The organism is Pseudomonas sp. B21-041, assembly GCF_024748675.1.
GTDB classification, from domain to species: Bacteria; Pseudomonadota; Gammaproteobacteria; order Pseudomonadales; family Pseudomonadaceae; genus Aquipseudomonas; species Aquipseudomonas neuropathica.
Genome location: NZ_CP087175.1, coordinates 1,751,066 through 1,777,452, shown reverse-complemented (window position 1 = coordinate 1,777,452; position 26,387 = coordinate 1,751,066). Strand labels below are relative to the sequence as shown.

Here is a 26,387-nt window from a genome sequence, read left to right as displayed (position 1 = left end):
TGCGCCAGACGTCAGGTGGCGAACAGATAACCTTCGACGTCCATTCCGGCATCGCGCATTTGCGCCAGCTTGTAGCGCAGGGTGCGCGGGCTGATACCGAGCTTTTCCGCCGCTTCTTTACGTCGGCCGCGCTCGGCACGCAGGGTGTCGATGATCATCTGAAACTCCCGGCGGCGCAGGTCATCGCCCAGTGCACCGGCCGAATCCGCTTCGATTTCAACCTCGCGAAGCACCGCTGACACCGGCGCGACGACGGGCATCGTGGTGTACGTCACGGGACCGGCCAGACAGAAATCCTGCGGCTGAATCAAGCCGCCCTGCTGCAAGATCAGCGCACGCTGAATGGCGTTATCCAGCTCACGCACATTGCCCGGCCACGGGTAAGCGGTCAGGCACGTCTGCGCTTCAGGCGAGAGTTTCGCCGCCGCGTGCTTCATTTTATTGACGTGTTTGGCCAGCAACCTTTCGGCCAGCGGCAGGATATCGGCAGTGCGTTCGCGAAGTGGACGCCAGGCCAAGGGGAAAACCGACAGACGGTAAAAAAGGTCTTCACGGAACCGCCCCGCCGCCACCTCGCCCGCCAGATCGCGGTTGGTGGTCGCGACCACGCGAATATCCAGAGCAATCGGTTTACGTGCCCCGACGCGCTCGACCTCGCGCTCCTGCAACACGCGCAGCAGTTTGGCTTGCAGGCCGAGGGGCATTTCGGAGATTTCGTCGAGCAACAGCGTGCCACCGTCGGCTTGTTCGAACTTGCCGGCTTGTGCGGCAATGGCGCCCGTGAACGAACCCTTCTCGTGGCCGAACAACGTGGCTTCGAGCATGTTGTCCGGGATCGCCGCGCAGTTAATCGCGATGAACGGCTGACTGGAGCGATGGGATTGCTGATGAATGTAACGCGCCAGCACTTCTTTACCGGTGCCGGATTCGCCAGAGATCAGCACCGTGGAATCGCTGCGCGCCACCCGCGCTGCCAGCTCCAGCAACTGCGCACTGGCCGGCTCGACGGCCACCGGACCGTCGCCGTCGCTTGTACCAATACTGCCTAGCGCATGCCGTGCCACCAGATCCAGCAAGGCCTTGGGTTCAAACGGCTTGACCAGATAGTCGGCCGCGCCCTGGCGCATCGCATCGACCGCACGCTCGACCGCGCCGTGCGCCGTCATCAGCAACACCGGCAATTGCGGTTGGCGGGCCCGCAACAGCGAGAGCAACTGGTGACCGTCCATGCCCGGCATGTTGACGTCGCTGACCACCAGATTGAACGCCTCACGCGCCACCGCCGTCAGCGCGTCTTCAGCGCAACCGACCGCGTGGTAATCGTGCCCGGCCAGCAACAACGTATCGGCCAGCGCCTCGCGCAATGAGCGGTCATCCTCGACCAGCAAAACCTTGATGCCCATGTCTTTTACTCAGCTCCGTGTACAGCGGAAAACAGCGGCAGGATCACCTGCGCGCACGTGCCGCGCCCGACCCGCGAACGCAGCAGCAATTCTCCCTGATGCGCACGGGCCACAGCCTTGACCACGGTCAGGCCGAGGCCGGTGCCGGTGACTTTGGTGGTAAAAAATGGCTCGCCGAGCCGCGCCAGAACCGCAGGCTCGATGCCGCTGCCACTGTCGCTGATACTCAGATGCAGGTTGTTGTCACGGGTGTAGCAATGCACTTTCAGGCGGACGTCGCCGACACTGGCCTGAATGGCGTTTTCGATCAGGTTCAGCAGCGCTCCGACCAGCGTGTCGCGGTTGCACAGCAGCTCACCGGCATGACTGTCGCACTGCCAGCGGATGGGCAGATCCTGGACATGCGTCAGCGCCGCCGCTTGCAGAGCCTGCATCAAGGTGTTCGGGGTCAGGCGATCGGTCAGCGGCAACTCACCGCGAGCGAAGACCAGCATGTCGCGCACCTGGTGCTCCAGCTCGTGCAGGCGCTCTTTCAGGCGCCCGGCGAAACGCTGTTGGGTAGCGACCGGCAATTGCTGCTCAGTCAAATGACTGGCGTAGAGCAAAGCGGCTGACAGCGGCGTGCGGATCTGATGGGCCAGCGAGGCGACCATGCGCCCCAGCGAGGACAAGCGCTCGTGGCGTGCCAGTTGATCTTGCAGATGACGGGTTTCTGTCAGGTCGTTGAGCAGCACCAGCTGCCCCGGCTCGGCATCCAGCGAACGGGTGGCAATCGACAGGCGTCGACCATTTTTCAAGGAAACTTCATGACCGTCGTCTTCACGCGGGGCAAAGCAACGCGCAATCACATGGCGCCACAGCTCGCCCTCAAGCGGCAAGCCGAGCAGTTCGATAGCGGCAGGATTAGATTCGCGCACCATGCCGTGACCGTCGATGACGATGACGCCACCGGGCAACAGATCAAGGAGATTTTGCAGGCGGTTGGCCAAGCGTTCTTTTTCCGCCAGCTCCTGCATGCGCTGGGCACTGACGACTGCGAGCTCACCCTTGAGCTCGGTCACCCGCGCTTCAAGCATGCTGTAGGAGTCCGTCAGCTGGCTGGACATCTGGCTGAACAGCTCGAATGCCTGCTCCAGGCCCTGTCGGCTTGCCTGCTCTACGGAGGACGGCTGCCCCTCGGGACTGGAGGCAGTAGACATCTGGGCGTGGGGCATTGTGCTTTCTCGCTTGGCTGACCGTCAGTTAAACGGAACGTTGCGAGGGCTGTAGCAATACCCGTGCCTAAAAAAAACTGCTTATAAATGAAGCAGTTGAAAAACAGGCGTCAATCCTCCGCCTGTTCATCTCCATCGCGCCGGCTCATGCCGTACTTGCGCATCTTCTCCACCAGGGTGGTGCGACGGATACGCAGGCGTTCAGCCGCACGCGCCACAATGCCATTGGCATCGTCCAGCGCCTGCTGAATCAGGCCTTGCTCCAGACCACCGAGGTAGTCTTTCAGGTCCAGGCCTTCCGGCGGCAGCATGGCGTTGGCGGTGAAGTCCGGCGTATGGCCGTTGATCGCCACGCGCTCTTCGAGATCGCTGCGCAGGCTGTCGACCATTTGCTCGTCTTCGTCGTCGACGTAGCGGAATTTCTTCGGCAACTCGACCACGCCGATCACCCCGTACGGATGCATGATCGCCATGCGCTCCACCAGGTTGGCCAGCTCGCGGACGTTGCCCGGCCAGCCGTGACGGCACAGCGACATGATCGCTGCCGAGTTGAAGCGGATCGAACCGCGCTTCTCGTGCTCCATGCGCGAGATCAGTTCGTTCATCAGCAACGGAATGTCTTCGACGCGCTCACGCAGCGGCGCCATCTCGATCGGGAACACGTTCAGGCGATAGTAAAGGTCTTCGCGGAAGGTGCCGATCTCGATCATGCTTTCGAGATTCTTGTGGGTCGCGGCGATGATGCGCACATCAACGCTCTGGGTCTTGTTGCTGCCCACGCGTTCGAAGGTGCGCTCCTGCAGGACGCGCAGCAGTTTGACCTGCATCGGCAGCGGCATGTCGCCGATTTCGTCAAGGAACAGCGTACCGCCATTGGCCAGTTCGAAGCGGCCGGCACGGCTGGTGATCGCTCCGGTGAAAGCACCCTTCTCGTGACCGAACAATTCGCTTTCGAGCAGCTCTGCCGGGATCGCCCCGCAGTTGACCGGCACGAACGGTGCGTCGCGGCGCTTGGAATGGTAATGCAGGTTGCGCGCAACCACTTCCTTGCCAGTGCCGGACTCACCGAGGATCAGCACGCTGGCATCGGTGTCGGCGACTTGCTGCATCATCTGGCGCACGTGCTGAATCGCACGGCTGGTGCCGACAAGGCTGCGGAACAGATTGGGTTCGCGATGACGGCCGCGCTCGCGTGCCTGGTCGTACATCTCGCGATAGACCTGAGCACGGTGCAGGGAGTCAAGCAATTTGCTGTAGCTGGGAGGCATTTCGAGGGTCGAAAGCACTCGGCGACGCTGGTCTTCAGGCAAGTCAACGGAAGAATTATCGCCCATCAACAAAACCGGAAGGAACTCATCCCAGGTTGAGAGTGTCTTTAGCAAGCCCAAAAGCGCACCAGGAGCATTAACCGTCCCGATCAGTACGCAAATGACCTCACGACTAGACGACAAAGAGCCGACTGCCTGCTGCCAGTCATGGCTGCCGCAGGGTAAATTTTCTTCGCCAAGAAAATTTAGAATCACCGCCAAGTCGCGGCGGCGGACGCTATCGTCATCGATCAGCAGAATTTTGGTTTCACGCCACATGCAATAGCAACTTCCCTAGTCAACTCAATGCCCAAAATAAGGGGCAAGCGAGACGCTTGCAGGACACCATGTGCCTGTAGACGCCTGAAATCTGAAAACAGCCACTAGTTAAGTCAAAAAACCGTGCACAGTCAAATTTATGGCGCACATGTCTGGATTAACTGGAGGTTAATTAACCAAACAGATGGTAAACCTTTGCCGCCTTTTGCGCTTGCGTGATCTGCGACATCTCATTGGCTATCGCCTGCCGCTCACCCATGGCCACCTCAAGAAGCTCCTTGTAGACGTGGAGCAACTCCTCAAGGTTGTCGCGCAACGCGACCTCGTCCAGCGCAGCCTCAGCCATGACGTCTTCCATGCAGGAACGGCAAGCCAGATCCAGTTCACCAATGGCTTCCCAATTGCGTTCAGCGAGGGCAGTAACCAACGCCTCTCGGGTATCGGCGATTCGCTGCAATACAAGACTCATGACGATCTCCTTTAAAACTGCGGAGCAGGCACAGGGGCAATAGCATCCCAGCCTTCCTTGACCGTGCTCAGCAAGCCGGCAACCTCATCAAGAATGCGCAGGTCGCTGCTGATGTTCGCCTCGGCGAGGCGCTTCATCATGTAGATATACAGCCCATCCAGATCAGCCAGGGTATCTGCGCTGTTTTCCAGATCAAGGCCTTCACGCAGACCGCTGACAATGCCAATCGCCTTGCTGATCGAAGTGCATTTGCCAGGAATGTCCTTGCGCTCGATGGCGCCTTTGGCCTGAGCAATACGGGCCAGACCACCTTCCATCAACATTTGCACCAGACGGTGCGGACTCGCTTCGGATGTCTGAGCGTGTGCGCCGACTTTCTGATACTGCCGAAGGGCTAACATCGGATTCATGTTCTACCTCATTGCCACAATGACTCGTATAACCAGTGTATCGCCAACGAATCACAGAACTTTAGATCAAAAGACAAAAACCCGGCGCACGCCGATGAAGCGTAGCCGGGTTTTTGTCGTGCCCGCGCGTTACTTCGCGGACTGCTGAGCGTTAAGCGAGCTGAAGAACGACGTAATATTGCTCGCCGTAGCCTTCATCTGCCCTACCAGCAAGTCCATGGCGTTGTACTTGGCAGTCAACGTCTTGGTCAGGTTGGCGACACGCAGATCCAGCGCCAACTGCTGCGACGTGAGGCTGCGGGTGTTGTTGTTCAGAATGGTCATACGCTGATCAAGCAGACCGCTGGTGGTTTTACCATCAGCAGAAGCTTTGAGGTACGGATCGACCGCTTTGCTCATTCGCGCCAACAGACCGTTTTTATCGTCGGTGCCGGAGAACAGCTGCTGCACCTGACCAGTCATGCCTGGCTGAGACATGGCCTTGTTGAAAGCCGTCGCGTCCAGCGTCAGCTTACCGGTGTCGCGATCGGTCATGACGCCGATCTGCGACAGCACACCCAGCTCGCCAGGCGACGAAGTGGTCAATTGGGCACGAATGTCTGCAATCAACGTCCGCGGCAGAGAATCACCGGTAAACGCGGCCTGCACCGTCAACTTGCCATCTTCGTCCGGCGTTGCCTTGGACAGGCTATCGATGGTGGTCTTGAGCGTGTTGAAAGCGTCGACGAATTGCTGAACCGAAGCCTGCAAGCCCTTGGTGTTGGTATCGACAGAGACCTTGACCGCGGTGGGGCTGGCTTCCACCAGGTTCATGGTCAAGCCACTGATGGCGCCGCTCACTGTGTTGCTCTTGCTGGTAACGGCAAGACCATCAATGGTCAGCTTCGCATCCTTGGCAATATCGCCCACAGCCCCTGAGTCACCAGCGGCCGGGGTCGCAGACATGACCTTGGTGCCATCGATTTCCAGACCGGCAATACCACTGACCGTCAGGTCGGAGCCCGCGCCCGTCTTGTTGGAGCTGATCACCAGACGCGAAGCGCCCGAGCTGTCGGTCACGATGTTGGCGGAAACACCGTTGACACCCTGCGCCTTGTTGATGGCATCACGGGTAGTCTGCAAGGTGGCATTGGCCGGAATATCGACATTGTAATCAGTGCCATTCTGACTGATTTTCAGGGTACCACTCGGAATGGCACTGGCCGCGCCGCCGGCAAAGGATGCACTAGCTACTTTCGAGCCGGTGGCCAAGTTATTTACCACGACACTGTATGTGCCCGAAACAGCCGTGTTATCGGAAGTAGCGGTCAGCGTTGTCGGGGTAGACGAGGTCGCCGCGTAACCGGCAAACGCAGGGTTAGTCTTGCTGCCCAGATCGGTCATTGCCTTCTGGTAGGCCGCCAATGCGTTTTTCAGCGCACCGACACCGGAAATCTTCAGGGTGTTGGTTTTGGTCGCAGAATCGATCTGCGTCTGCTTCGGCGACTTGTCGGCGTTTACCAGCGCGGTCACGATCGCGCCGATGTCCAGACCGGAACCCAGTCCGGAACCCGGTAGAATTGGACTTGCCATGTGCATCTCCCTTCAGATTGTTGCCATTCTTTTGACCGTTACACGCATCTCGAGAACGGACAAACATAATTCATGCCAGCTATCAGACTTTGGCGTCAAACAATACGTGACTGGCATTGGCGAGGCTGTCTGCCAGCTTGAGGGCCTCTGCGGAGGGAATCTGTCGAACGACCTCCCCGTCTCGCTTGCGATCACCTTGACGATGACCTTTCCAGAGTGTTCATCGATGGAAAACTCCAGATTGCGCTTGATCGACTGTACAAACTTTTCGATCTCCTGCACCGCCAGTTTCAATTTGGCGTCGTCCGAATCCTGACTCTTGGCAGCGACCGGCGCTTCAGTCTTGGCAACTTTAGGCGTCTCTGACGGTTTGTCAGCAACCGGCGTTACTGGCTTGGGAGCCGGATAAGACACGTTAAGCTTTACGCTCATGTCCATGCTCATCACCTCCTAACGAAAAAAGCGAGAGAGCGCGACCAGCGCACTCCCCCGCTCAAACTCATTCCGAAATTACTGAAGCAGCTTCAGTACAGCGGAAGGCAGTTGGTTGGCTTGAGCCAGTACGGAGGTCGAAGCCTGTTGCAGGGTTTGCTGCTTGGTCAGGTTAGCAGTCTCTGCGGCGAAGTCGGTATCTTGTACGCGACCTTGTGCAGCAGTGGTGTTCTCGGTGATGTTCTGCAAGTTCTGGATGGTGCTGGTCAGACGGTTTTGCGAAGCACCCAGGCTGGCACGAGTTGCACCGATGGCAGCGATTGCAGCGTCGATCGCGGTGATCGCGTTGTCGATGTTCTGCGAAGCGCCAGTTACGGTAGCACCGGTCAGGGACAGAGTACCGCTACCTACCGACAGGCTTACTGCGTCGAACTTGGAGCTCAGTACCAGGTCGATGTGGTTAGCCGAACCGGTGTTTGCGCCCACTTGCAGGGTCACAGTACCAGCCGAACCGTCCAGCAGGTTTTTGCCGTTCAGGTTGGTCGAAGCCGAGATACGGGTGATCTCGTCGGACATCTGAGCGAATTCAGCGTTGGTAGCGGTCTGGTCAGCAGTGCCGTTGGTACCGTTACGTGCTTTAACAGCCAGTTCACGCATACGCTGCAGGATGTCGGTAGTAGCTTGCAGAGCGCCTTCAGCGGTCTGGGCAACGGAGATACCGTCGTTGGCGTTCTGGATGGCTTGGGTGTTACCACGGATCTGCGAGGACATACGGTTCGAGATCTGCAGGCCAGCGGCGTCGTCTTTAGCGCTGTTGATTTTCAGGCCGGAAGACAGGCGCTGCATCGAAGTCGACAGAGCGTCGGAAGCGCGGTTCAGGTTTTTCTGAACGTTCAACGACGTGGTGTTGGTGTTTACTGTTAAAGCCATGACGAATTCCTCGTTGGTTGGGTACTGCGGCTTCCGGCCCTGGCAACCGCCGGGTATGGCCTAGAGAACCTTCGTAATAGTTATCGTCGGGTTTGCAGGTTGCTTGAGGGCTTTTTGAAAAAAATTTGCCATCACCCTGCCACCCCCGAGAAAACAAAGACTTAGCAGTACGTCAGCCGCGATAAAATGACGTCATAAAACCGACTGCGGCGCAAACCTGCGGGCCAGTGCTGTCGGCCTGCTCAGACCGGAACACTTTCCAGCAACTCGATCAATTCGTACTCCATATAATCAGCCAGCCCCAACCAGTCCTGGCGCTCCTGACATTCGAGCATTTGCATTAACAGCTGCGCCCACACCTGCTGAACCTCTACCGGGGCAGACGCTAAACATTGCTGGGCCTTTTCAAACACATCGACCATCGTCAGCGCCGCCTCGACATCGCGCCCGAGGCGAAACAAACCCGCACACTGGCGACATTCATCCTTACAGAGGCTCAGCGTACTCATTGCACAAACTCCGGGTTGAAGTCGGTTCCGGCGATCAGCGCCCCGGAGCGGCTGCTGTTGAGAAATTCGACCTGTGGATGTGCAGCGATATAGCGCTCCAGCACACACAAATAACCGCGAAAGTTGAGCTGTGTGGTCACCCGCTGACCATGGCCATCGCGCACCCAATGCCGCGCCTGATTCACCGGTGGCCCCAGATCGCCATCGCTCCAGCCCGCGTGAGTCTTGTTCATCGGGAAGGCGAAATCGGCGCCAAATAGCGTGATGCGAGACGCGCCCATTTGCACCGCCAGATCGACCGCCGGATGGATCACGCTGCCGCCGACGTGCAGCAGCGCGCGCGGATGCTGTTCACGCAACCCGGCGTACACCGGACTGGCCGAGTAACCGCCATAGCGCTTGCCCTTCCAGGCCCGCAAAACTTCGGGATCGCTCATGGGCAAATACACCAGCGGGATACCGTCAGACGCCTCGAACGGCAAATGACGGAAGCTGATGCGCTGATCAATGGTCACCACCAGATCCGGAACGATCCCGTGCTCAATCAACGGCCGATACGCCGTGTCGACACAGATGAACAGCGGGCGCTGAGCCTGATTCCGGAGCGCTGCCAATCGTTCAAAGTGCCCTTCCAGAGTCGGCCCGGTAGCGATCACGTAGATCTCGCGATCGGTGCAGGTACCAAACAACTGCGCCACATCGTCATCACCCAGCAGCACCGGCAAGCAGTCCTGCAAGCGCTGTTGAATGAACGGCGACTGCGCGTCGAATTCGCGATTGTTAAAACTCAGATGGACTTCATTGACCAGCCGATCGCGAATCTTCGCGTTGTAGTCATCGGCCAGCAACATCTCGGCAGGCAGGGCAAAAAACGGCGTGAACAAGTCCGGATGATCGGCAGCGTAAAACAACTCGACCCGCGGGTCTTCCAGCCACTGACGCTGATCGAGCAGTTGCACCACCAGCGCAAACAGCGCGCCATTGAGGATGTGCACGTACAAGCGTTGCAATCCCGTCCGCTCAAGCAGCACACCGGGCAAATCACCGAGACCGGTGCCATAGACGTGCAGTTGCGCCTTGTCCGGCAGGCTGGCCGCCTGAATCTGCGCTTCTTGGAGGCGATCGTGACGACTGGTGAGCTGGATGCCGTTGATGCTCAGCGTCGAGCCTAGCCCCTCAACCAATTGAGCCGCAATGGCCGTACTGTCTTGCGCCACCAGTCGTTCGAACAGCGCCGGCCAGCGCCGTTGCAACACCTCGGCATTGGCTTGAAAAAACTCGCTCATGGCGCCTCGCGCTCCCTTCCAGGCAAAAAAATAGCGTTCAAGGTTAACCTTGAACGCTATTTTTGTATCCGCCGTTTTTGCTCGGACTCAAGGGCGATAGATGATCGCCGAGCCCCATGACAGACCGACACCAAAACCGCTCAAGGCAATACGCTGCCAGTCGGAATCGATGACGTGTTTCTCCAGCAGCAACGGAATGCTCGACGACACGGTATTACCGGTCTCGACCATGTCCTTGATGAACTTCTCCGGCTCGCCTTCGAAGCGCCGCGCCACGGCATCGACAATCGCCGCACTGCCTTGGTGAATGCAGAAGGCATCGATGTCATCGGCTTTCAGACCGGAATCGTCGAGCAGTTCGTGCAAGTGTGCCGGGACTTTGAGCAGCGCAAAGTTGAAGACCTGACGACCGTTCATGAAGAACACGCCATCGGTGACTTTCAAGTGCGGTGCACCGGAGCCGTCGGTGCCAAACTTGGCCTTGCCCAGCGCCCAGGTCGGATCTTCACCCATCCACGTAGCGGTTGCGGCATCGCCGAACAGCATGGTGGTGTTGCGGTCTTCCGGATCGACGATTTTCGAGTACGGGTCAGCGGTAATCAGCAGGCCGTTCTTCAGGCCGGCGGCTTCCATGAAGCCCTTGATCGCGTAGATGCCGTAGACATAACCGGAGCAGCCCAGGGAAATGTCGAAGGCCGCCACGTTGGTCGGCAGACCGAGTTTGTCCTGCACGATTGCAGCCGTGTGCGGCAGGCCTTCTTCGTCACCGTTCTGGGTGACGACGATCAAGGCGTCGATCGATTCACGTTTCAGATCCGGGTTGCTGGCAAACAGCGCATTGGCCGCTTCCACGCACAGGTCGGAGGTTTCTTGTTCAGCGTCTTTGCGCGGCAGGAATGCCGAGCCGATCTTGCCAAGGATGAATTCTTCATCCTTCTCGAATTTTGCACCTTGTGCGTAATTGTCCACGCCGGCTACAGGAACGTAGCTCGCAATGCTTTTTATGCCAATCATTACGGCTTCCCAATAAAAAACAGCCCAAGACCACCGCTCGCAAGGATTTCGAGGGGCGCCGACAAACAGAAAACGGCCGCCACAACGGGCAGCCACGGGGAGCGCAAAGGGCTATCACTGGAATCGAAAACGAGCCAGGCGCCATCTCCCCGATCAATACAATACAGTGAAGATGCGCGTTATGACTCGCAGGTCACGCTATTTTGCCGAATCGGTGCAGATCGGGTTATTCGACCAACGACCAGTCCAGCGGTGTGCCGCGCTTGATCGGGGCGCGGGCGCGGCGACCAAGAACAGCGTCGGTGTGCTTGGGCGGCAGACCGAGGCCGGGGCGAATGGCGCGCAGATTGTCCCCGGTAAAGGTGTCACCGGCGGCCATGTCGGCCGTGACATACAGCGAACGGCGATAGACCAACGACTTGCGTTCAGCCTCTGTGACACCGTAATGCACTTGGCCCATGGCTTGCCAGGCGCGCTCGGTTTCCACCACCAGACTGGCCATTTCCGCCGGTTCCAGGGAGAAACTCGCATCGACGCCACCTGCTGAACGGTCGAGGGTGAAGTGTTTTTCCACCACGGTCGCACCGAGCGCCACGGCGGCCACGGACACACCAACGCCCATCGAGTGATCCGACAGCCCCACTTCGCAACCGAACAATTCGCGCAGATGCGGGATCGTGCGCACGTTGCTGTTGAGCGGGGTCGCCGGATAGGTGCTGGTGCATTTGAGCAGCACTAGATCCTTGCACCCCGCCTCGCGGGCAGCGCGCACGGCTTCATCCAGCTCAGCGATGCTGGCCATGCCGGTGGAGATGATCAGCGGTTTGCCGGTGGCGGCCACACGACGGATCAACGGCAAGTCAGTGTTTTCGAAACTGGCAATCTTGTAGGCCGGCACATCAAGGCTTTCGAGAAAGTCCACGGCGCTGTCATCGAACGGTGTCGAGAACGCGAGCATCCCCAGTTCCTTGGCACGAGCAAAAATCGGCGCATGCCATTCCCACGGTGTATGGGCTTTTTCATACAAATCGTAGAGCGAAGTGCCGGCCCACAGACTGCCCGGATCCTTGATGAAGAACTCACCTTCAGACAAATCCAGCGTCATGGTTTCGGCGGTGTAGGTTTGCAGTTTCAAGGCATGCGCCCCGGCCTTGGCCGCTGCCTCGACGATTTGCAGGGCCACGTCCAGCGACTGGTTATGGTTGCCACTCATCTCGGCGATGATGAAGGGCGGCGCATCGGCACCGATCAAGCGGTTGCCGATCTTGAAACTAGTCATGCGGGTGATCCTTCAAAACACGGGTGAACGTACAGGCACTCTGAGTGAACCCGGCGTCATGAAACACATTCAACGAGGCACGATTGCCCGGCAGTACCTGAGCGGTAATGCCGGTCACTTGCGGCCAGTGGCGGGTGACGAACGCTTCGCCCCGCGTCAGCAGCGCCTTGCCCCAACCCAGGCCGAAACGTCCCTCAAGCAGGTAGATCGAGACTTCGGCTTCAAACCCGCGCAGGTCATAACGCACAACGCCGACCGCGCCGTCGTCCGCCTCGGCGATCAACAACAGGCGTTGCGGATTGCGCAAACTCGCCGTCAACCAGTTCAGGTGCTGCGGCCAATCGATCACGCCGCTGTCCAGCGACCAGCGCCGTACCGTTTCGGCATTGCGCCCATCGAACAGCAACTGCGCGTCATCCAGAGTCGCCGCACGCACCTTGAGCACCGCACCGGCCAGTGCCACCGCGACACGCTCGGCACCCCGCCCGTCGACCAGTTGCCGCGAGCGTTCGGCCAGGCTCTGGCGCAAATAATGATTGCCGCTGACAAAGCCAATTGCGTCGCGCAACTGCTCGACACTGACCTGCTCACGGGCGCCCATGAACACATGCGCGCCCGCCGCGGCCATGACTTCGCCGTTGGCCTGCTGGTTGTTCGACACGGCAATACAGATCGTCGGCAACCCCATCGCCGCCCGCTCCCAACTGGTGCCGCCCCCGGCGCCGATAAACAGATCAGCTTCGGTCATGCGCTGGTAGAAGTTGCTGACAAAACTGTGCAGACGCCAGTTCGGCCGTGTCTCGGCCAAGGCCTGCATCTTGGCCCATGCCGGGTTATCGGCGCCTGCGACGAAGTCCACCTGCAACTCGGGAAAGTCCGCCAGCGCGAGCATCGCGTGGTAGGTTTGCCGCGCGGCATCGAAACCACCGAAATTGACCAACACCCTTCGCGCCGTGGGTTTGATCTCGATGGCCGGGCAGCTGAATTCTTCACGCAACATGGCATAGCGTGGGCCGAGCAAGGTGCGACACCCTTCAGGCAACAGCGGCTGATAATTTTCGTGCAGGCCCGAGAGATTCTGATTGAGCAGCAGATCGACGCTGTAGCGCCGCGTAGCAAGATCATCCACTGCCGCAATCCGTGGTGCCCACCGTCGAGCAGCCGTCTGCCATTGGTGATCGAGGCCGTAGTGATCGACAATCACCCAGTCGAATTCGGCGTGCCCCTCGAGCACCGCAGCCAACGCGTCGATGTCGGCCTGCCACGGCAGCATTGATTCGATGGCCTGCTGTGGATCTTCAGCGGCATAGCGCTCAGGCAGCGCAAAAGTCTCGAAGCCCTCGGCGCGCAAGGCATCAAGGCGATGCCCCGGCAGACAGCGGCAGGCAAACGCGACGTGGCTGCCCTGCCCGCGCAACACTCGCGCCAGCGTCAGGCAGCGGGCGATGTGGCCGCTGCCGATGGTTGGCGAGGCGTCGGCACGAATCAGCACTCTCATTGCAGCTCTCCACCAGCCTTGAGCGCGGCGTATAGGTATTCGGCGCGCTTCCAGTCTTCAAGGGTGTCGATGTCCTGCACCAGATGCCGGGGCAGAATCACCGGCAGGCTGGCTGGCGAATAGAGCACCTCGCCGCGCAACCACGCCTCAGTGCGCCCCCAGTAAAACTGACCGGCGTCCTGAAATGCTTCGGGCAAATCCTGCGAACGTGTATTGCGAAATTCCGGATACAAAGCGCTCAACCCACCCTGCCCGTCCAGCGTCAACGCACGCTGCACCGGAAAACCGAAACTGCACACGGAGAACGCGAAGGACTTGTCTGAACGCTGCTCCAGCAACTCGATGCCCTGGCGCAGATAACGTACCTGCAACAGCGGCGCCGTGGCATACACGCAACAGGCGTAATCGAACGCCGGCAACTGCTGCAAGGCATGCACGATCACTGCCGCCGTGCCGGTGAAATCATCGGCCAAGTCTACCGGGCGCAGAAATGGCACCTGCGCGCCATGGGCTCGCGCCACATCGGCAATTTCGGCATCGTCGGTGCTGACCACAACCTGATCGAACAACCCGGAATCGACCGCAGTGCGGATCGAACGGACAATCATCGGCACGCCGTCGAACGGCAAAAGGTTCTTGCGCGGGATGCGTTTGCTACCGCCACGGGCCGGGATGATTGCAACGTTGCTCAAGGGCGCTTTTCCAACAGGAACCAAGTGATGTCGTCCACAGGAAACTGCGGATCGCGATGATAGACGAAACCATAATCCAGCAAGTGCAAATCGGCATAGCGATCGAGCATTTCACCGGCAAAATCGCGCTTGAACAGCTTGCCGCTGTTGCCACGATAGGACACTTCCACCGGTGCCGGATTGTAATACTCGGCGATCAGGATGTAGCGCTGGCTCAACTCGTACAACTGCGCATAAGCGGTCGGCAACAGCTCCGGGGCCAAGTGAATCAGCACGCCTTTACTCAGGGTCAGGTCGTAGCGGCGCTCGCGCGGGAAGTCGAACAGCGAGCCATGCCAGATCTGGGCAATGTCCAACGCCCGTGCCTGAGCACAGGCGCTGTCGTTGATCTCGACGCCGAACAGCTCACAGCGCGGCAGCAGTTGATGCAATGCCTGCAAATTATTGCCGGCGTTAGTGCCCAGTTCGACCAGGCTCTCGATGCCTGCAGCCCGACTCAGCGCTTTGGCAAACAACGCCAGGTTCGCCGCCACTAGCGGCTGACCGACATTGCGCGCGACGTACTGGTTGCCGAAGTCGCCCTGCCAGAACTTTTCCTGCTCACTCAAATGACGCATTGCAGATACTCATCCTTTGCCTCAGCGGCAATTATTCGGTCAGCCGACGCAATTGCTCAACCACGTAATCCTGTTGCGCATCGCTCAATAGCGGAAACAGCGGCAGGCTGATCGCCTCGGCGTAATAACGCTCGGCCTCGGGGAAATCGCCCTCGGCGAAACCCAGGTCGCGATAGTACGGCTGCAGGTGCACAGGAATGTAGTGCAGATTCACGCCAACACCGACAGCACGCAAGCCTTCAAACACTTGACGATGACTGAGGCCGATGCGGTCGGTCTGCAGCCGAATCACATACAGGTGCCAAGCCGATTGCGCCTCAGGCTGAGAGCTGGGCAACGTCACCGGCAGATACGCCAGCAAGCGATCGTATCGCGCCGCGAGGTCACGACGTCGGGCGATGAAGTCGTCGAGTTTGCTCAGTTGCGACAAACCCAGCGCGGCTTGCAGATCGGTGATGCGGTAATTGAAACCCAGCTCGATCTGCTGGTAGTACCACGGGCCGTGGCTCGGTTCGCTCATCTGCTGCGCATCGCGGGTCATACCGTGGCTGCGCAAACGCTGCAGGCGCTCGGCCAGTTGCGGCCGATTGGTCAGCACCATGCCGCCCTCGGCGCTGGTGATGATTTTCACCGGATGAAAGCTGAACACCGTCATCGCTGCGAACTCACCGCAGCCGACCGGCCGCCCGGCGTAGGACGCACCGACCGCGTGAGACGCATCTTCGATCACGGTGAAGTTGTAGCGCTCGGCCAGTTCGGCAATCTTGCGCATGTCGCAGCTCTGCCCGGAGAACGCCACCGCTACTAGCACTTTGGGCAAAGTGCCGTCCTGCTCGGCTTGATCGAGTTTCGCTTCGAGGGCGAACGCATCAAGGTTCCAGGTCAGCGGATCAATGTCGACGAAGTCAACTTCGGCAGCGCAATAACGTCCACAGTTGGCCGAGGCAAGAAAGGTGTTCGGCGTCGTCCACAATCGATCACCCGGCCCCAGGCCAGCGGCCAGACAGGCAATGTGCAACGCCGCCGTGGCGTTGCACACCGCGACGGCGAAGTCAGCCTGGCAACGCTCGGCCATTGCCTGTTCGAAACGCTCAATGCTCGGCCCTTGGGTCAGCCAGTCCGACTGCAGCACTTGGACGACGGCATCGATGTCTGCCTGATCGAGGCTCTGCCGACCGTAGGGAATCATGCCGAGAGCTTCGCGTGCAGATCAGCGATCTGCCCGACCGAAAGGAAATGCGAATTGGTGTCGGAGCGGTACTCGAAATCCTCGCTCACGGCACGCCCCTGCTCGCCGAGTTTGTCGACGGCAAAATCGACATCGACGCTGGTAAAGCGAATCGACGGCTGGATGGTGTAGTGATCTTCGAACTCGAGGGTCATCCGCGCATCGTCCAGCGGCACCATCAATTCATGGAGCTTCTCGCCGGGACGAATGCCGACGTTCTTGTGCGGCAGGTGTTCAGCCATGCCGCGCGCCAGATCGACAATGCGGATCGACGGAATCTTCGGCACAAACACTTCACCGCCGTGCATCCGCGCAAAGCTGTCGAGGACGAATTGCACGCCGTGGTCGAGGGTGATCCAGAACCGCGTCATGCGTTCGTCAGTGATCGGCAGTTCCTGTGCGCCATCGGCGATCAGTTTGCTGAAGAACGGCACCACCGAACCACGGGAACCGGCAACATTGCCGTAGCGCACCACGGCAAACCGGGTTTCCTGCTCGCCGGCAATGTTGTTGGCGGCGACGAACAATTTGTCCGAGAGCAACTTGGTCGCGCCGTACAGGTTGATCGGGCTGGCGGCTTTGTCGGTCGACAGCGCCACAACCTTTTTCACGCCATTGTCGATGGCGGCGGCAATGATGTTCTCCGCGCCATTGACGTTGGTGCGAATGCATTCGGTCGGGTTGTATTCCGCCGCCGGCACTTGCTTCAACGCCGCGGCATGCACCACGTAGTCGATGCCGCGCATGGCCTGACGCAGACGGTCAGCGTCACGCACGTCACCAATGAAATAACGCATGCACGGCGCGTTGAACGTCTGCTGCATTTCGTACTGCTTCAACTCGTCACGGGAGAACACCACCACGCGCTTGGGCTGGTATTGCTCGAGCAGGCGCGTGATGAATTTGCGCCCGAACGAACCTGTGCCGCCGGAGATGAAAATCGATTTACCGTTGAACATATGCTGATTCCTGTCCGGCGCGCTTAAGCGAGCAACTGTGCCCAGTTGATCGAGGCATTTTCACCCAGGGTGAAACCTTTGCCGCTCAGCGCCAGGTTGGCGTTGTAAGCCGGGTCCTGCGCGAAGACGCCGCTCCATTTCTCACGCAGTGCCGCCAGCGCTTCTGGCGCCTGCGGCAACTCGCCGGTATGCAGCACCTGCACCAACGGCGTCCACACGGTGAGGTAGCCGGCCTGACTCGCCTTGAGGCACAGATCGACATCGGCATAACCTTCGACGAACGTCACTTCATCCAGCCCGCCAAGCGCGTTGAACAGCCCTTTGCGCACCATCAGGCAGACCTTCGACACGGCCGAGTAATTCTGCTCGACGGCCAAGCGATGCATGTAGCCGTCTGCTGTGTGACTTTCGCCGATGAAGGCCGAACCCACGCCGTCGTTCAGGCCAAGAATCAAGCCGGCCTGGGCCACCTTGCCGTCACGGTCGACCAATTTCGCACCGACGATGCCCACTTCCGGACGCTGGGCGTGGTTGAGCAGCGAATCGATCCAGTTCGGGTTGACGACTTCACTGTCTGCGGCCAACAGCACCAGATACTCACCTTGAGCCTGCTCGCTGGCGGCGTTGTACAGCGCGACTTCGCTCAGCGGCTGATCGGCACGCAACACATTGACTTTGGCGTGGCGCAGCGTGCCCAGCCAGTCGTTGACCGCTGCCGATTGATTGGCGTTTGCCGCCAGCAACACTTCATAACGACTGTAACGGGTTCTGAGCAACACGCCTTCCAGGCAGCGGCGCAGCACTGGCAGATCATCGATGACCGGCACAATGATCGAAACCAGTGGCTGCTCGGTGTGGCGGTAATCGATTTGCCAGGTGCCCGGCGCCGTCGACGTGACCTTGGCCTTGTAGCCGCGATTGCCCAGATGACGCAGCAACGCCTGACGTTCGTGGGCGTTTTCTTCAAGCTCTGCCGCCTGAGTGATCAGCAACGGCTCGTCGAGATGCGCCAGACCGTCGAGGCCACCCTGCTCAATGATGCGCAACAGCAGGTCGAATTCCAGCGCCTTGTTGAAATCGGCCTGATAACCGCCGGCGTCAAGCAACACTTCGCGGCGGATCAACCAATGGCGCGCCATCAGTGCCGGCACGCTTTGCAGCAGATCCAGGTTGAAACCCGGACGGAACACGTCAACCAGCGCGCCATTGTCCTTGCGCTGGATTTCATCGGTGGCCACCGCACGCACACCTTCGGCCGACATCAGCTCCAGACTGGCGCGCAACAGGCCGCTGGCGGTGAACTGGTCACCCGCTTCACCCAGCAGTAACCAATCGCTTGGCGACTGCTGAGCGCTCTGGTTGAGCTTGTCGACAAAGTTGCTTTGGGTGACACGAACAAAGTGCAGGGTGTTTTGTGCCGTCGTCGCCGTCGGTGCTTCGCCGGTGGTGAACACGACAATCCTGAACGCTTTGCAGTGACCTTCCAGCAGGCTGTCGAGCGACACCTGCAACTTGTCGATGTCGTTGTCCAGATCGAGCAGGAAAATGCCGAATTGCGGGCCACCGCCTTCAGTCGCCAGATGTTGGCCTATCGACTCGAGTTGTTCGATCGTCGGCGCGCGAGCCGCCAGCCACTGCAACAGGCGACCGGACTTCATTTTGCCGAAGACTGGCTGATGATCTTCGACCAGTAGCGCTTCGAGACGGGCGATCCACTCGCGCATGGCTTGCGCAGCGCTTTCGTCGCCGACGATGTCCAGTTGGGTCGCCAGACGTTTGACCACGGTCAGGTTGAACGCATTCAGATCATGGGCCTGCCACAACCGGTCAACCACACTTTCCGCCGTGTCGTTATTGCGCGCCTGCAACAGGTGCGCTTGACGGGCCCACACGCCTTCCAGTCCTTCCAGTTGCATGCGACCGGCCGGCAGGGTGTGCAACATGAATTCGAACTGTTCCAGACGTTCAAAGAATGCCTGGTTGTAGAACGGCATTTCAACGTACTGCAGCGGGCCAAAACGACGATCCGGCGCCTTCAGTTCCTGGTTCCAGGTCGATTCGATAATCAGCTCGGCAGTCAGCGCCCGCCCGGCCTTCAGGCTGTCGGCCATTGCCTCGAAACTCTCCAGGGCAAAGGCCTTGGCCTGCCCTGCATCCAGCCCTTCGATAGCGGTAGGCAGCGAGACGAGAAACTCGGCAAACGCCTCCCGTTCGGCGACCGATTTGGCGTCGACGTAGGTCAGCGAGTGATACACATCGGTATTGTGCTCGGAGACACCGTAGTTGATCTCGCGCACTACGTACGGAATCGGCAGGATGCGGGCCTTGGCACTGGCCAGCAGGTAGTAGACGTGGCCGATTTCCTGCCACTGGAAATTGGTCCCCGGCGGCAACGCCGAGTGCCAGTTTTTCATCAGATCAGTACGGGTCACCGCGTAGAACGGCGGGATGTACTGGTTCATGTAGTCGAGGACGCGATCCTGCGCCCGCTCGGACGCATAGTCTTCCTGGACTTTCTTGTCGCGGCGGTAGTAGTTCACGCCATGGGCCAATGACAGGTACATCAGGCAATAGCCGTGGCACATGCCGTAGTCAGGGTTGGCATGCAGGAAACCGACGGACTCTGCCAGCGAATCATGCAGGATGAAATCGTCGTCGGCCGCCAGCACCATGTATGGCGTGGTCAGTTTCTCCACGCCATACGCCAGTTTGGCCTGCATGCCCCAGTAGGCGAACTGCGGCACATGGTGGTAATCGACGGCGTCAAAGTCGCCTTCAGGTCGTTCGAGTGTCGAATCGAGCACCATGATTCTGCAGGGCAAGCTGCTGTAATACTTCACCGCCCGGCGCAAAAACGCCGGCCGATTGTGAGTAATCAGGACGACGGTCAATAGCTCTTCGAGCGGTAGCGCCAGTTCAGAACTGTACTTGCCTTGCATAACTTCTCTCCACAACCGGCGACTCGCCGAAACAACGCTTGGTGATGTTGCGAATTAACGGACGCGACGCAGATAGCCGTCCGGCGCCACGGTGATCAACAGCTTGTTCTGCAACTGCTGGTCGATCTCGAAATCCTGGTTCTCTTCCAGGTATTTCCACACGGCGGTTTTCGGGTTGTCGCCCGGGCCCCACGGACGATCCGGGAAGAAATCGGCCGGCATGTCTTCAACCACGGTGTCCATGACCACGCAGTAGCTGTCGACCGACACCAGCGGTGCGTACAGACGCAGCTCTTCCAGTACGTGATCGTGGGTGTGGTTGGAGTCCAGAACCAGAATGACTTTCTTGCCTTTGGCCGCCGCCTGCACCTGGGCAGCAATGCCGGCGTCGATGCTCGAGCCTTCGATCATCTTGATGCGCTTGGCCATCGGGTGGCTTTCGATCGCTTCGCGGTTGTGCGGGCGAATGTCGAGGTCGATGCCCAGCACTTCGCCGTGGCCCTGCAGCTCCAGCAACGAGGCGTAGTAGATAATCGAACCGCCGTGAGCGATGCCGCACTCGATGACCAGATCCGGTTTGACCTGCCAGATGATCTCCTGCATCGCCATCATGTCTTGTGGCAACTGGATGATCGGACGGCCCATCCACGAGAAGTGGTAGCTGTATTTGTGCTTGGCCGATTCGTTGAAGAAATCGCGGGCCAGGCCGGTCAGTTTCTGGTCGTCACCCTGCTGGGCAATCTGTTCCCGGCACTCGGCTTCGAAGGCTTGGTTGATGCTGTTGTCGGTCATTTTAATAATCTCAAGGGTCACTGAAACGAAGCGCTGTCGACGGCGTGATAGACGTAGCGTCCACCGGTCATCCGCTTGATCTCTTCGAGGTAATTGGAATTCATCACAAACAGGTTGGCGCCCTCGGGCAGCGCGTCCATGGCCTCTTGCGGCGAGGACACCCGCGCGCCGCTCAACGGCAGATAACGCCCCTGTTTGGCCGGGTTGATATCCACCACACGATCCACCGCCACACCGGCACGTTGCAGGAACAGCGAATAGATCACGCCTTTGGACGAAGCGCCCCAGATCGCCGAACCCTGCTCGGGGGCGGACTGAATGATCTGCACGGCGCGATCGAGGCTGGCGGTGAAGCCGTCAGGCAGGGCCAGGCGCGGCACCGGTTGCTCCGGGGTCAGGCGCAACGTCGCAAGGTCGGCGACGATGTACAGGTATTGGCCACCGAACAGGTGACCGGCCTCGTGCACGGTGCCGAACATCCGGCGCAGGTCATCGAGACGGAAATAATTGACGTGCTCGTAGAACAGGTCGAACCAGGCTTTGTGTTCGAGGATCCAGTCAAAGCACGGCACTTCGATGTAGATCTGCCCGCCCTGATTGGCATTGGCGATTTCCACGAGGAAACTGACCGGATCCTGAATGTGCTCCAGCACATGGCGCAGGACGATGGCGTCCGCAGCCAGACCCAGGCCCCGAGTGAAAGGTGCCTTGATCACGTCGGCATTCTCGCCTTCGTACGCCGGATCAATGCCGGTGATCGAATAGCCGAGGCCCTTGAGCAATTCCAGGAAATAGCCTTTGCCACAGCCGACTTCGATCAGCTCCTGGCCCTTGAAGTGCTTGGCGATGATGCCTTCGACGTCACTCAAGTGCTTCTGGAACTGGCCGGAATGCGCTTGCTCGTTCTGGTAATCGGCGTCGTAGCTGAGCTTGTCGGCGTCGAACGCCGCGTTGAAGATCAGACCGCTGCGCTCGTCCTGCACCAACAGCATGTCGGCACTGGCCGAGGCCTGCGCCGACGCGGGATCGGCAAAGGTGCGGTTCTGCAGCACCGGCAGGTCGGTGACCCGGTACAACTCGTGCCTCATTGCGGCTCTCCCAATAACTGTTGCAAGCGCTCGGTCACCGCCCAGAACGCTAAGGGCTCGTGGGTCGGATACGGGTAGTGGCCGAGGTTCAGATTCAGTGTCGCGCCACGTTCGCACAGGCGTTGTTCAACCAATGAACGCACCGACACCGGTTGGCCGCTGGCGCAATTGATCACGCCGTCGAAGTCGTGTCGTTGCAGGATCGCGGCGAGGTAACCCGCAGCGTTTTCAATCGGCAGAAAATCACGCAACTGCTCGCCGGCCGACATGTTGAACGACGGCTCACCGGTATCGATCGCCCGGTCCAATGCCGCCAACAGGCTGTTGGGGTTCTGCCCTTCGCCATGCAGATAGAACAAGCGCGCCCACTGCAACGTGAACGGCAGTTCCTGCTGCAGGTTTTGCAAAAACAGGTGCAGCGTGTGCTTGGCCAGACCGTAAGGGTTGCTCGGCTGCGGCGCGGAGCTTTCGCTGAGCGGGCCGCTTTGCATGCCGTATTCGAAACAGGTGCCGGTGACCAGCACCTGCTGCACGCCCGCCTCGACCGCGCTTTTGATAAAGCGGTAATCGGCCATCAGGTTGTGCTCGAAATGAAACAGCGCCCGATAGTTCGGCAAACCCGGCCAGGCCAGATGCGCCAGTGCATCGACACCTGCGGTCAACGCAGCGACATCGAGATCGGCGGCGTGAATATCCGCGCTCACAAACTCGACGTCGTTGATCCACGGCATGCCTTGCGCGGTTTCTGCGTTGCGCGCCACCGCCCGGACGTCACAGCCACGGGCCAGCAACGCCGCAACCAGATGGCGGCCGACAAAACCGGTAGCGCCGGTAACCAGTACCTTCACAGCACTTTCAACTCGGGCACGGCGATCACAAAGCGGCCGTCCCACTGACGCACTTGCGCCAGTTGCTGACTGACTTCGTGCAGCAGGTTCCACGGCAGCACCAGCACGTAGTCCGGTTTTTCGATGTCGATCTGCGCGGGCGCAACGATCGGAATGCGACTGCCCGGCAGGAATTTGCCCTGCTTGTGCGGGTTGGCATCAGCCACCCAGGCGAGCAGGTCCGGTTTGACCCCGGCGTAGTTGAGCAAGGTGTTGCCCTTGGCCGCCGCGCCGTAACCGACTACCCGCTTGCCGTCGGCCTTGGCCTGCAACAGAAAGCGCAGCAAGTCATGCTTGATGCGTTCAGCGGCGGGCGCGAGGGTTGCGTAGTACTCGGCGGTTTTCACCCCGGCCTCCAGCTCGGCCTGCAACTGTTGTTGCACCGCCGGCTGAACCGGGCGGCGCTGGCCGTCCTTGCGCTGGACGAACACGCGCAGCGAACCGCCGTGGGTGGTCAGTTGGCTGACGTCGAAGACTTCCAGACCATTGCGCTCGCACAGGGTCTGCACGGCGGTCAGCGACAGGTAGGAATAGTGTTCGTGATACAGCGTGTCGAACTGCGCGCCAGCCATCAGCGTCAGCAGTTGCGGGAATTCGAAGGTGGCGACGCCGGTCGGCTTGAGCAGCGTCGCGAAGCCTACAAGGAAATCGTTGATGTCCGGCACATGGGCGAGCACGTTGTTGGCCGCCATCAGGTCAGCGCCCCAACCTTCGCTTTTCAGTTGCGCAGCGGTGTCGCGACCGAAGAACAGCTCACGGATCTCCAGGCCTTTTTCGCGTGCCGCTTGTGCAGTGCTGCGCGTCGGTTCAACGCCCAGGCAGGCAATGCCGCGAGCGGCGACGTATTGCAGCAGGTAACCGTCGTTGGCGGCGACTTCAACCACACGGCTGTCGGCGGTCAGGCCGAAACGCTCGACCATCTCGGCGACATAGCGCTCGGCATGGGCCAGCCAGGTGCTGGAGAACGAACTGAAGTAGGCGTACTCGGCGTCGAACAGGCTATCGGCGCTGGTGTAATCCTCGGTCTGCACCAGCCAGCATTGCTGACACACCGCGACCTTCAGCGGCACCCATTGCTCGGCCTGCTCCAGGCGATCAGCGTGGACGTAGGCGTTGGACGGTGGCGAGGTGCCGAGGTCGATCAGCGGCAGGCTCAGCGGTGCGGCGCACCCACGGCAGTTCATAGACGCACTCCAGCAAAGTGTTGATCGAGCGCGGGATGGCTGGAGTCACGCGCTGACAAATTATTGACAGGCAACGGCCAGGCAATCGCCAGCCGTGGATCATTCACCGACAGCCCGGCCTCGTGCTCCGGCGCGTAATCGGCGCTGTGCAGGTAAAGCAATTCGGCGTCTTCGGTGAGGGTCTGGAAACCGTGGGCGAACCCGGCCGGAATCAACAGGCTGCGGCCGTCGCCAGCCTTCAGATGCTCGGCGTGCCAGTGCAGAAAGGTCTCGGAGTCTGGGCGCAGATCCACCGCCACGTCCCACACTTCACCGCGCAGGCAAGTGATCAGTTTGGCTTCCGGGGCATTGGCATTCTGATAATGCAGACCGCGCACACTGCCCTTTTCACGGGTGCAGGAATGGTTGATCTGACGGATATGGAACTCACTGCCGAACGCACTCAGGCTGCCTTCGCAGAACAGCCGGGCAAAGTGCCCGCGCTGATCTTCGAAACGTTTGTGCTGGACGCTGAACAGTCCGGCCAGCGGCAATGCCTTCAGGGAGAATTCGCTCACAACGCGCCTCGGTAAAGGTTCAGTTGGCCGAGAGTGACGTTGCGCATGTCATCGCCGTTCTGCCACGCCAGATGCCAGTCGAGGGTCTGGGCCAGACATTGTTGCAAGGTCCAGCGCGGATGCCAGCCAAGTACTTGGCGTGCGCGGCTGCTGTCCAGACGCAGCAGGCCGGCCTCGTGCAGTTCGCTTTTTTCGATGCGCAAACCGCACGCCTGCGGCCAGCGGCTGGCGAGCAATTCGACCACTTCGCCGACACTGCACATGTCCGCTTCACCCGGGCCGAAGTTCCACGCCCCGGCGTATTCCGGGCCTTGTTCGTAGAGACCTGCGGCCAGTTGCAGGTAACCGGCCAGCGGCTCCAACGCGTGCTGCCACGGGCGCACGGCTTGCGGATAACGCAGGGTCACCGGTTCGTCGGCGCTCCACGCTTTGAGCACGTCAGGAATCAGGCGCTCAGGGGCAAAATCGCCGCCGCCCAGGACGTTGCCAGCGCGCGCGGTGGCCAGGGCCAGACCGTGCTCGGCGTACTTGTCCGCCGGGAAAAACGACGCGGCATAAGACTGTGCGAGCAATTCACAGCAAGCCTTGCTGCTGCTGTAAGGATCGTGGCCACCGAGGGCTTCGTCTTCGCGGTACGGCCACAGCCATTCCTTGTTGGCGTAGACCTTGTCGGTGGTCACCAGCACACAGGCGCGCACGCAGCCGACCTGACGAATCGCTTCGAGCAGGTTCAGCGTGCCCATGACGTTACTGGAGTACGTGCCGAGCGGATCGCGATAGCCTTCGCGCACCAATGGCTGAGCAGCCAGGTGCAGAACGATCTCAGGCTCGGTGTCGGCGATGATTTCCAGCAAGGCACCGAGATCCCGCAGATCACCGCGCTGATCGTTGATGCCCTCATGCACCCGCGCCAGTTCGAACAAGCTCGGCTCAGTCGACGGATCCAGGGAAAAGCCGCTGACTTGCGCGCCGAGGCTTTGCAGCCACAGGGTCAGCCAGCTGCCTTTGAAACCGGTGTGTCCGGTGACGAGGACGCGTTTGCCGCGCCAGAAATCCGCACTCAGGCCCATTGCTTCCATGGGGCCTCCCCGCTCTGCCACAACGCTTCGAGATGGTTCTTGTCGCGCAGGGTGTCCATCGGATGCCAGAAGCCTTCGTGCTCGAAGGCTTTCAACTGTTCGTCAGCGGCCAGACGCGCCAGCGGTTCGGCTTCCCAAGTGGTGGCGTCATCGGCGATGTATGGCAGCACTTTCGGCGAGAGCACGAAGAAGCCGCCATTGATCCAGCCACCGTCACCGCGAGGCTTTTCGGTGAAGCCCAGCACTTGATCGCCCTGACGCTCAAGCGCGCCGTAGCGGCCCGGCGGTTGCACGGCAGTGACGGTCGCGAGACGGCCGTGGCCTTTATGGAAATCGACGAGTTGCGCAATGTTGATATCAGAAACGCCGTCGCCATAGGTGAAGCAGAACGCCTCTTCATCCTTGAGGTAACGGCCGGCACGCAGCAGACGGCCACCGGTCATGGTTTCTTCGCCGGTGTCGATGAGCGTGACGCTCCACGGCTCGCTGTAATTCTGGTGCACGTCCATGCGGTTTTCACGCATGTTGAAGGTGACGTCAGAGGTGTGCAGGAAGTAGTTGGCGAAGAAGTCCTTGATCGCATAGCCCTTGTAGCCGAGGCAGATCACGAAGTCGTGAATTCCATGGGCGGAATACTGCTTCATGATGTGCCAGAGAATTGGCTTGCCGCCGATCTCGATCATTGGCTTGGGCTTGAGGTGCGACTCTTCACTGATGCGCGTGCCGAGGCCACCCGCCAAAATAACTGCCTTCATCGTCTCCC

Annotated in this window: 24 protein-coding genes and 1 pseudogene; all 25 read right to left on the bottom strand. The window is 59.9% G+C overall.

The genetic code is table 11. From position 1 onward, the window contains the following. Positions 1 to 11: 11 nt before the first annotated feature. The 25 genes and pseudogenes from LOY43_RS07885 to rfbF all read right to left on the bottom strand — a co-directional run bounded on the left by LOY43_RS07885 (position 12) and on the right by rfbF (position 26,379). Positions 12 to 1,403, bottom strand: a complete 1,392-nt coding sequence (locus LOY43_RS07885; protein WP_095126506.1) for a sigma-54 dependent transcriptional regulator — start codon at positions 1,401 to 1,403, stop codon at positions 12 to 14. Positions 1,404 to 1,408: 5 nt separating this feature from the next. Beyond that, positions 1,409 to 2,602 (bottom strand): PAS domain-containing sensor histidine kinase, encoded by a 1,194-nt coding sequence (locus tag LOY43_RS07880; RefSeq protein WP_175559666.1) that lies wholly within the window; start codon positions 2,600 to 2,602, stop codon positions 1,409 to 1,411. Positions 2,603 to 2,727: 125 nt separating this feature from the next. Continuing rightward, complete coding sequence (locus tag LOY43_RS07875) at positions 2,728 to 4,203, bottom strand: sigma-54 dependent transcriptional regulator (protein ID WP_007920053.1); 1,476 nt, start codon at positions 4,201 to 4,203, stop codon at positions 2,728 to 2,730. Between the two features lie 172 nt (positions 4,204 to 4,375). Then, the gene (locus LOY43_RS07870) at positions 4,376 to 4,672 is read right to left on the bottom strand and encodes a hypothetical protein (protein WP_016984299.1); all 297 of its coding nucleotides are present in this window, start codon (positions 4,670 to 4,672) and stop codon (positions 4,376 to 4,378) included. Positions 4,673 to 4,683: 11 nt separating this feature from the next. Beyond that, the gene (gene fliS / locus LOY43_RS07865) at positions 4,684 to 5,082 is read right to left on the bottom strand and encodes a flagellar export chaperone FliS (RefSeq protein ID WP_093439698.1); all 399 of its coding nucleotides are present in this window, start codon (positions 5,080 to 5,082) and stop codon (positions 4,684 to 4,686) included. A gap of 129 nt (positions 5,083 to 5,211) precedes the next feature. Continuing rightward, positions 5,212 to 6,654: a flagellar filament capping protein FliD gene (fliD, locus tag LOY43_RS07860; RefSeq protein ID WP_095126505.1), complete on the bottom strand. Its 1,443-nt coding sequence runs from the start codon at positions 6,652 to 6,654 to the stop codon at positions 5,212 to 5,214. Positions 6,655 to 6,736: 82 nt separating this feature from the next. Then, positions 6,737 to 7,092, bottom strand: a pseudogene (locus tag LOY43_RS07855) (flagellar protein FlaG). Positions 7,093 to 7,164: 72 nt separating this feature from the next. Next, positions 7,165 to 8,016, bottom strand: a complete 852-nt coding sequence (locus tag LOY43_RS07850) for a flagellin domain-containing protein (RefSeq protein ID WP_007920059.1) — start codon at positions 8,014 to 8,016, stop codon at positions 7,165 to 7,167. Between the two features lie 242 nt (positions 8,017 to 8,258). Further along, the gene (locus tag LOY43_RS07845) at positions 8,259 to 8,525 is read right to left on the bottom strand and encodes a hypothetical protein (RefSeq protein ID WP_095050173.1); all 267 of its coding nucleotides are present in this window, start codon (positions 8,523 to 8,525) and stop codon (positions 8,259 to 8,261) included. After that, the gene (locus LOY43_RS07840) at positions 8,522 to 9,811 is read right to left on the bottom strand and encodes a motility associated factor glycosyltransferase family protein (RefSeq protein ID WP_258709434.1); all 1,290 of its coding nucleotides are present in this window, start codon (positions 9,809 to 9,811) and stop codon (positions 8,522 to 8,524) included. The genes LOY43_RS07845 and LOY43_RS07840 overlap by 4 nt, the downstream gene beginning before the upstream one ends. An 87-nt stretch (positions 9,812 to 9,898) precedes the next feature. Further along, positions 9,899 to 10,825: a ketoacyl-ACP synthase III gene (locus LOY43_RS07835; protein ID WP_007920064.1), complete on the bottom strand. Its 927-nt coding sequence runs from the start codon at positions 10,823 to 10,825 to the stop codon at positions 9,899 to 9,901. Positions 10,826 to 11,051: 226 nt separating this feature from the next. Beyond that, a complete protein-coding gene (gene pseI, locus LOY43_RS07830) occupies positions 11,052 to 12,104 on the bottom strand; it encodes a pseudaminic acid synthase (protein ID WP_095050171.1) in 1,053 nt (350 codons plus the stop codon). Next, complete coding sequence (gene pseG / locus LOY43_RS07825; protein ID WP_258709433.1) at positions 12,097 to 13,602, bottom strand: UDP-2,4-diacetamido-2,4,6-trideoxy-beta-L-altropyranose hydrolase; 1,506 nt, start codon at positions 13,600 to 13,602, stop codon at positions 12,097 to 12,099. The genes pseI and pseG overlap by 8 nt, the downstream gene beginning before the upstream one ends. Further along, positions 13,599 to 14,294 (bottom strand): pseudaminic acid cytidylyltransferase, encoded by a 696-nt coding sequence (pseF, locus tag LOY43_RS07820; RefSeq protein WP_258709432.1) that lies wholly within the window; start codon positions 14,292 to 14,294, stop codon positions 13,599 to 13,601. The genes pseG and pseF overlap by 4 nt, the downstream gene beginning before the upstream one ends. Beyond that, positions 14,291 to 14,911: a pseudaminic acid biosynthesis-associated methylase gene (locus LOY43_RS07815; RefSeq protein ID WP_034153278.1), complete on the bottom strand. Its 621-nt coding sequence runs from the start codon at positions 14,909 to 14,911 to the stop codon at positions 14,291 to 14,293. The genes pseF and LOY43_RS07815 overlap by 4 nt, the downstream gene beginning before the upstream one ends. A 31-nt stretch (positions 14,912 to 14,942) precedes the next feature. Continuing rightward, the gene (gene pseC, locus LOY43_RS07810; protein WP_258709431.1) at positions 14,943 to 16,100 is read right to left on the bottom strand and encodes a UDP-4-amino-4,6-dideoxy-N-acetyl-beta-L-altrosamine transaminase; all 1,158 of its coding nucleotides are present in this window, start codon (positions 16,098 to 16,100) and stop codon (positions 14,943 to 14,945) included. Further along, the gene (gene pseB / locus LOY43_RS07805) at positions 16,097 to 17,098 is read right to left on the bottom strand and encodes a UDP-N-acetylglucosamine 4,6-dehydratase (inverting) (protein WP_258709430.1); all 1,002 of its coding nucleotides are present in this window, start codon (positions 17,096 to 17,098) and stop codon (positions 16,097 to 16,099) included. The genes pseC and pseB overlap by 4 nt, the downstream gene beginning before the upstream one ends. Before the next feature lie 23 nt (positions 17,099 to 17,121). Beyond that, entirely contained in the window at positions 17,122 to 20,037 is a 2,916-nt protein-coding gene (locus LOY43_RS07800; RefSeq protein WP_258709429.1) for a TIGR00180 family glycosyltransferase, read from the bottom strand. A 54-nt stretch (positions 20,038 to 20,091) separates the two neighbouring features. Beyond that, complete coding sequence (locus tag LOY43_RS07795) at positions 20,092 to 20,829, bottom strand: cephalosporin hydroxylase family protein (protein ID WP_093439633.1); 738 nt, start codon at positions 20,827 to 20,829, stop codon at positions 20,092 to 20,094. A 17-nt stretch (positions 20,830 to 20,846) separates the two neighbouring features. Continuing rightward, positions 20,847 to 21,917 carry a class I SAM-dependent methyltransferase gene (locus LOY43_RS07790; protein ID WP_258709428.1) on the bottom strand — a complete coding sequence of 357 codons (1,071 nt, stop codon included), beginning with the start codon at positions 21,915 to 21,917 and terminating at the stop codon, positions 20,847 to 20,849. Further along, positions 21,914 to 22,765, bottom strand: coding sequence for an NAD(P)-dependent oxidoreductase (locus LOY43_RS07785; protein ID WP_095050164.1), 852 nt, complete (start codon positions 22,763 to 22,765; stop codon positions 21,914 to 21,916). The genes LOY43_RS07790 and LOY43_RS07785 overlap by 4 nt, the downstream gene beginning before the upstream one ends. Continuing rightward, positions 22,762 to 23,988, bottom strand: a complete 1,227-nt coding sequence (locus tag LOY43_RS07780) for a class I SAM-dependent methyltransferase (protein WP_258709427.1) — start codon at positions 23,986 to 23,988, stop codon at positions 22,762 to 22,764. Before LOY43_RS07780 ends, LOY43_RS07785 begins: the two co-directional genes overlap by 4 nt. After that, the gene (gene rfbC / locus LOY43_RS07775; protein WP_095050162.1) at positions 23,985 to 24,545 is read right to left on the bottom strand and encodes a dTDP-4-dehydrorhamnose 3,5-epimerase; all 561 of its coding nucleotides are present in this window, start codon (positions 24,543 to 24,545) and stop codon (positions 23,985 to 23,987) included. The genes LOY43_RS07780 and rfbC overlap by 4 nt, the downstream gene beginning before the upstream one ends. Beyond that, the gene (rfbG, locus tag LOY43_RS07770; RefSeq protein ID WP_095050161.1) at positions 24,542 to 25,624 is read right to left on the bottom strand and encodes a CDP-glucose 4,6-dehydratase; all 1,083 of its coding nucleotides are present in this window, start codon (positions 25,622 to 25,624) and stop codon (positions 24,542 to 24,544) included. Before rfbG ends, rfbC begins: the two co-directional genes overlap by 4 nt. After that, positions 25,606 to 26,379 carry a glucose-1-phosphate cytidylyltransferase gene (gene rfbF, locus LOY43_RS07765; RefSeq protein ID WP_093439605.1) on the bottom strand — a complete coding sequence of 258 codons (774 nt, stop codon included), beginning with the start codon at positions 26,377 to 26,379 and terminating at the stop codon, positions 25,606 to 25,608. The genes rfbG and rfbF overlap by 19 nt, the downstream gene beginning before the upstream one ends. Positions 26,380 to 26,387: the final 8 nt, after the last annotated feature.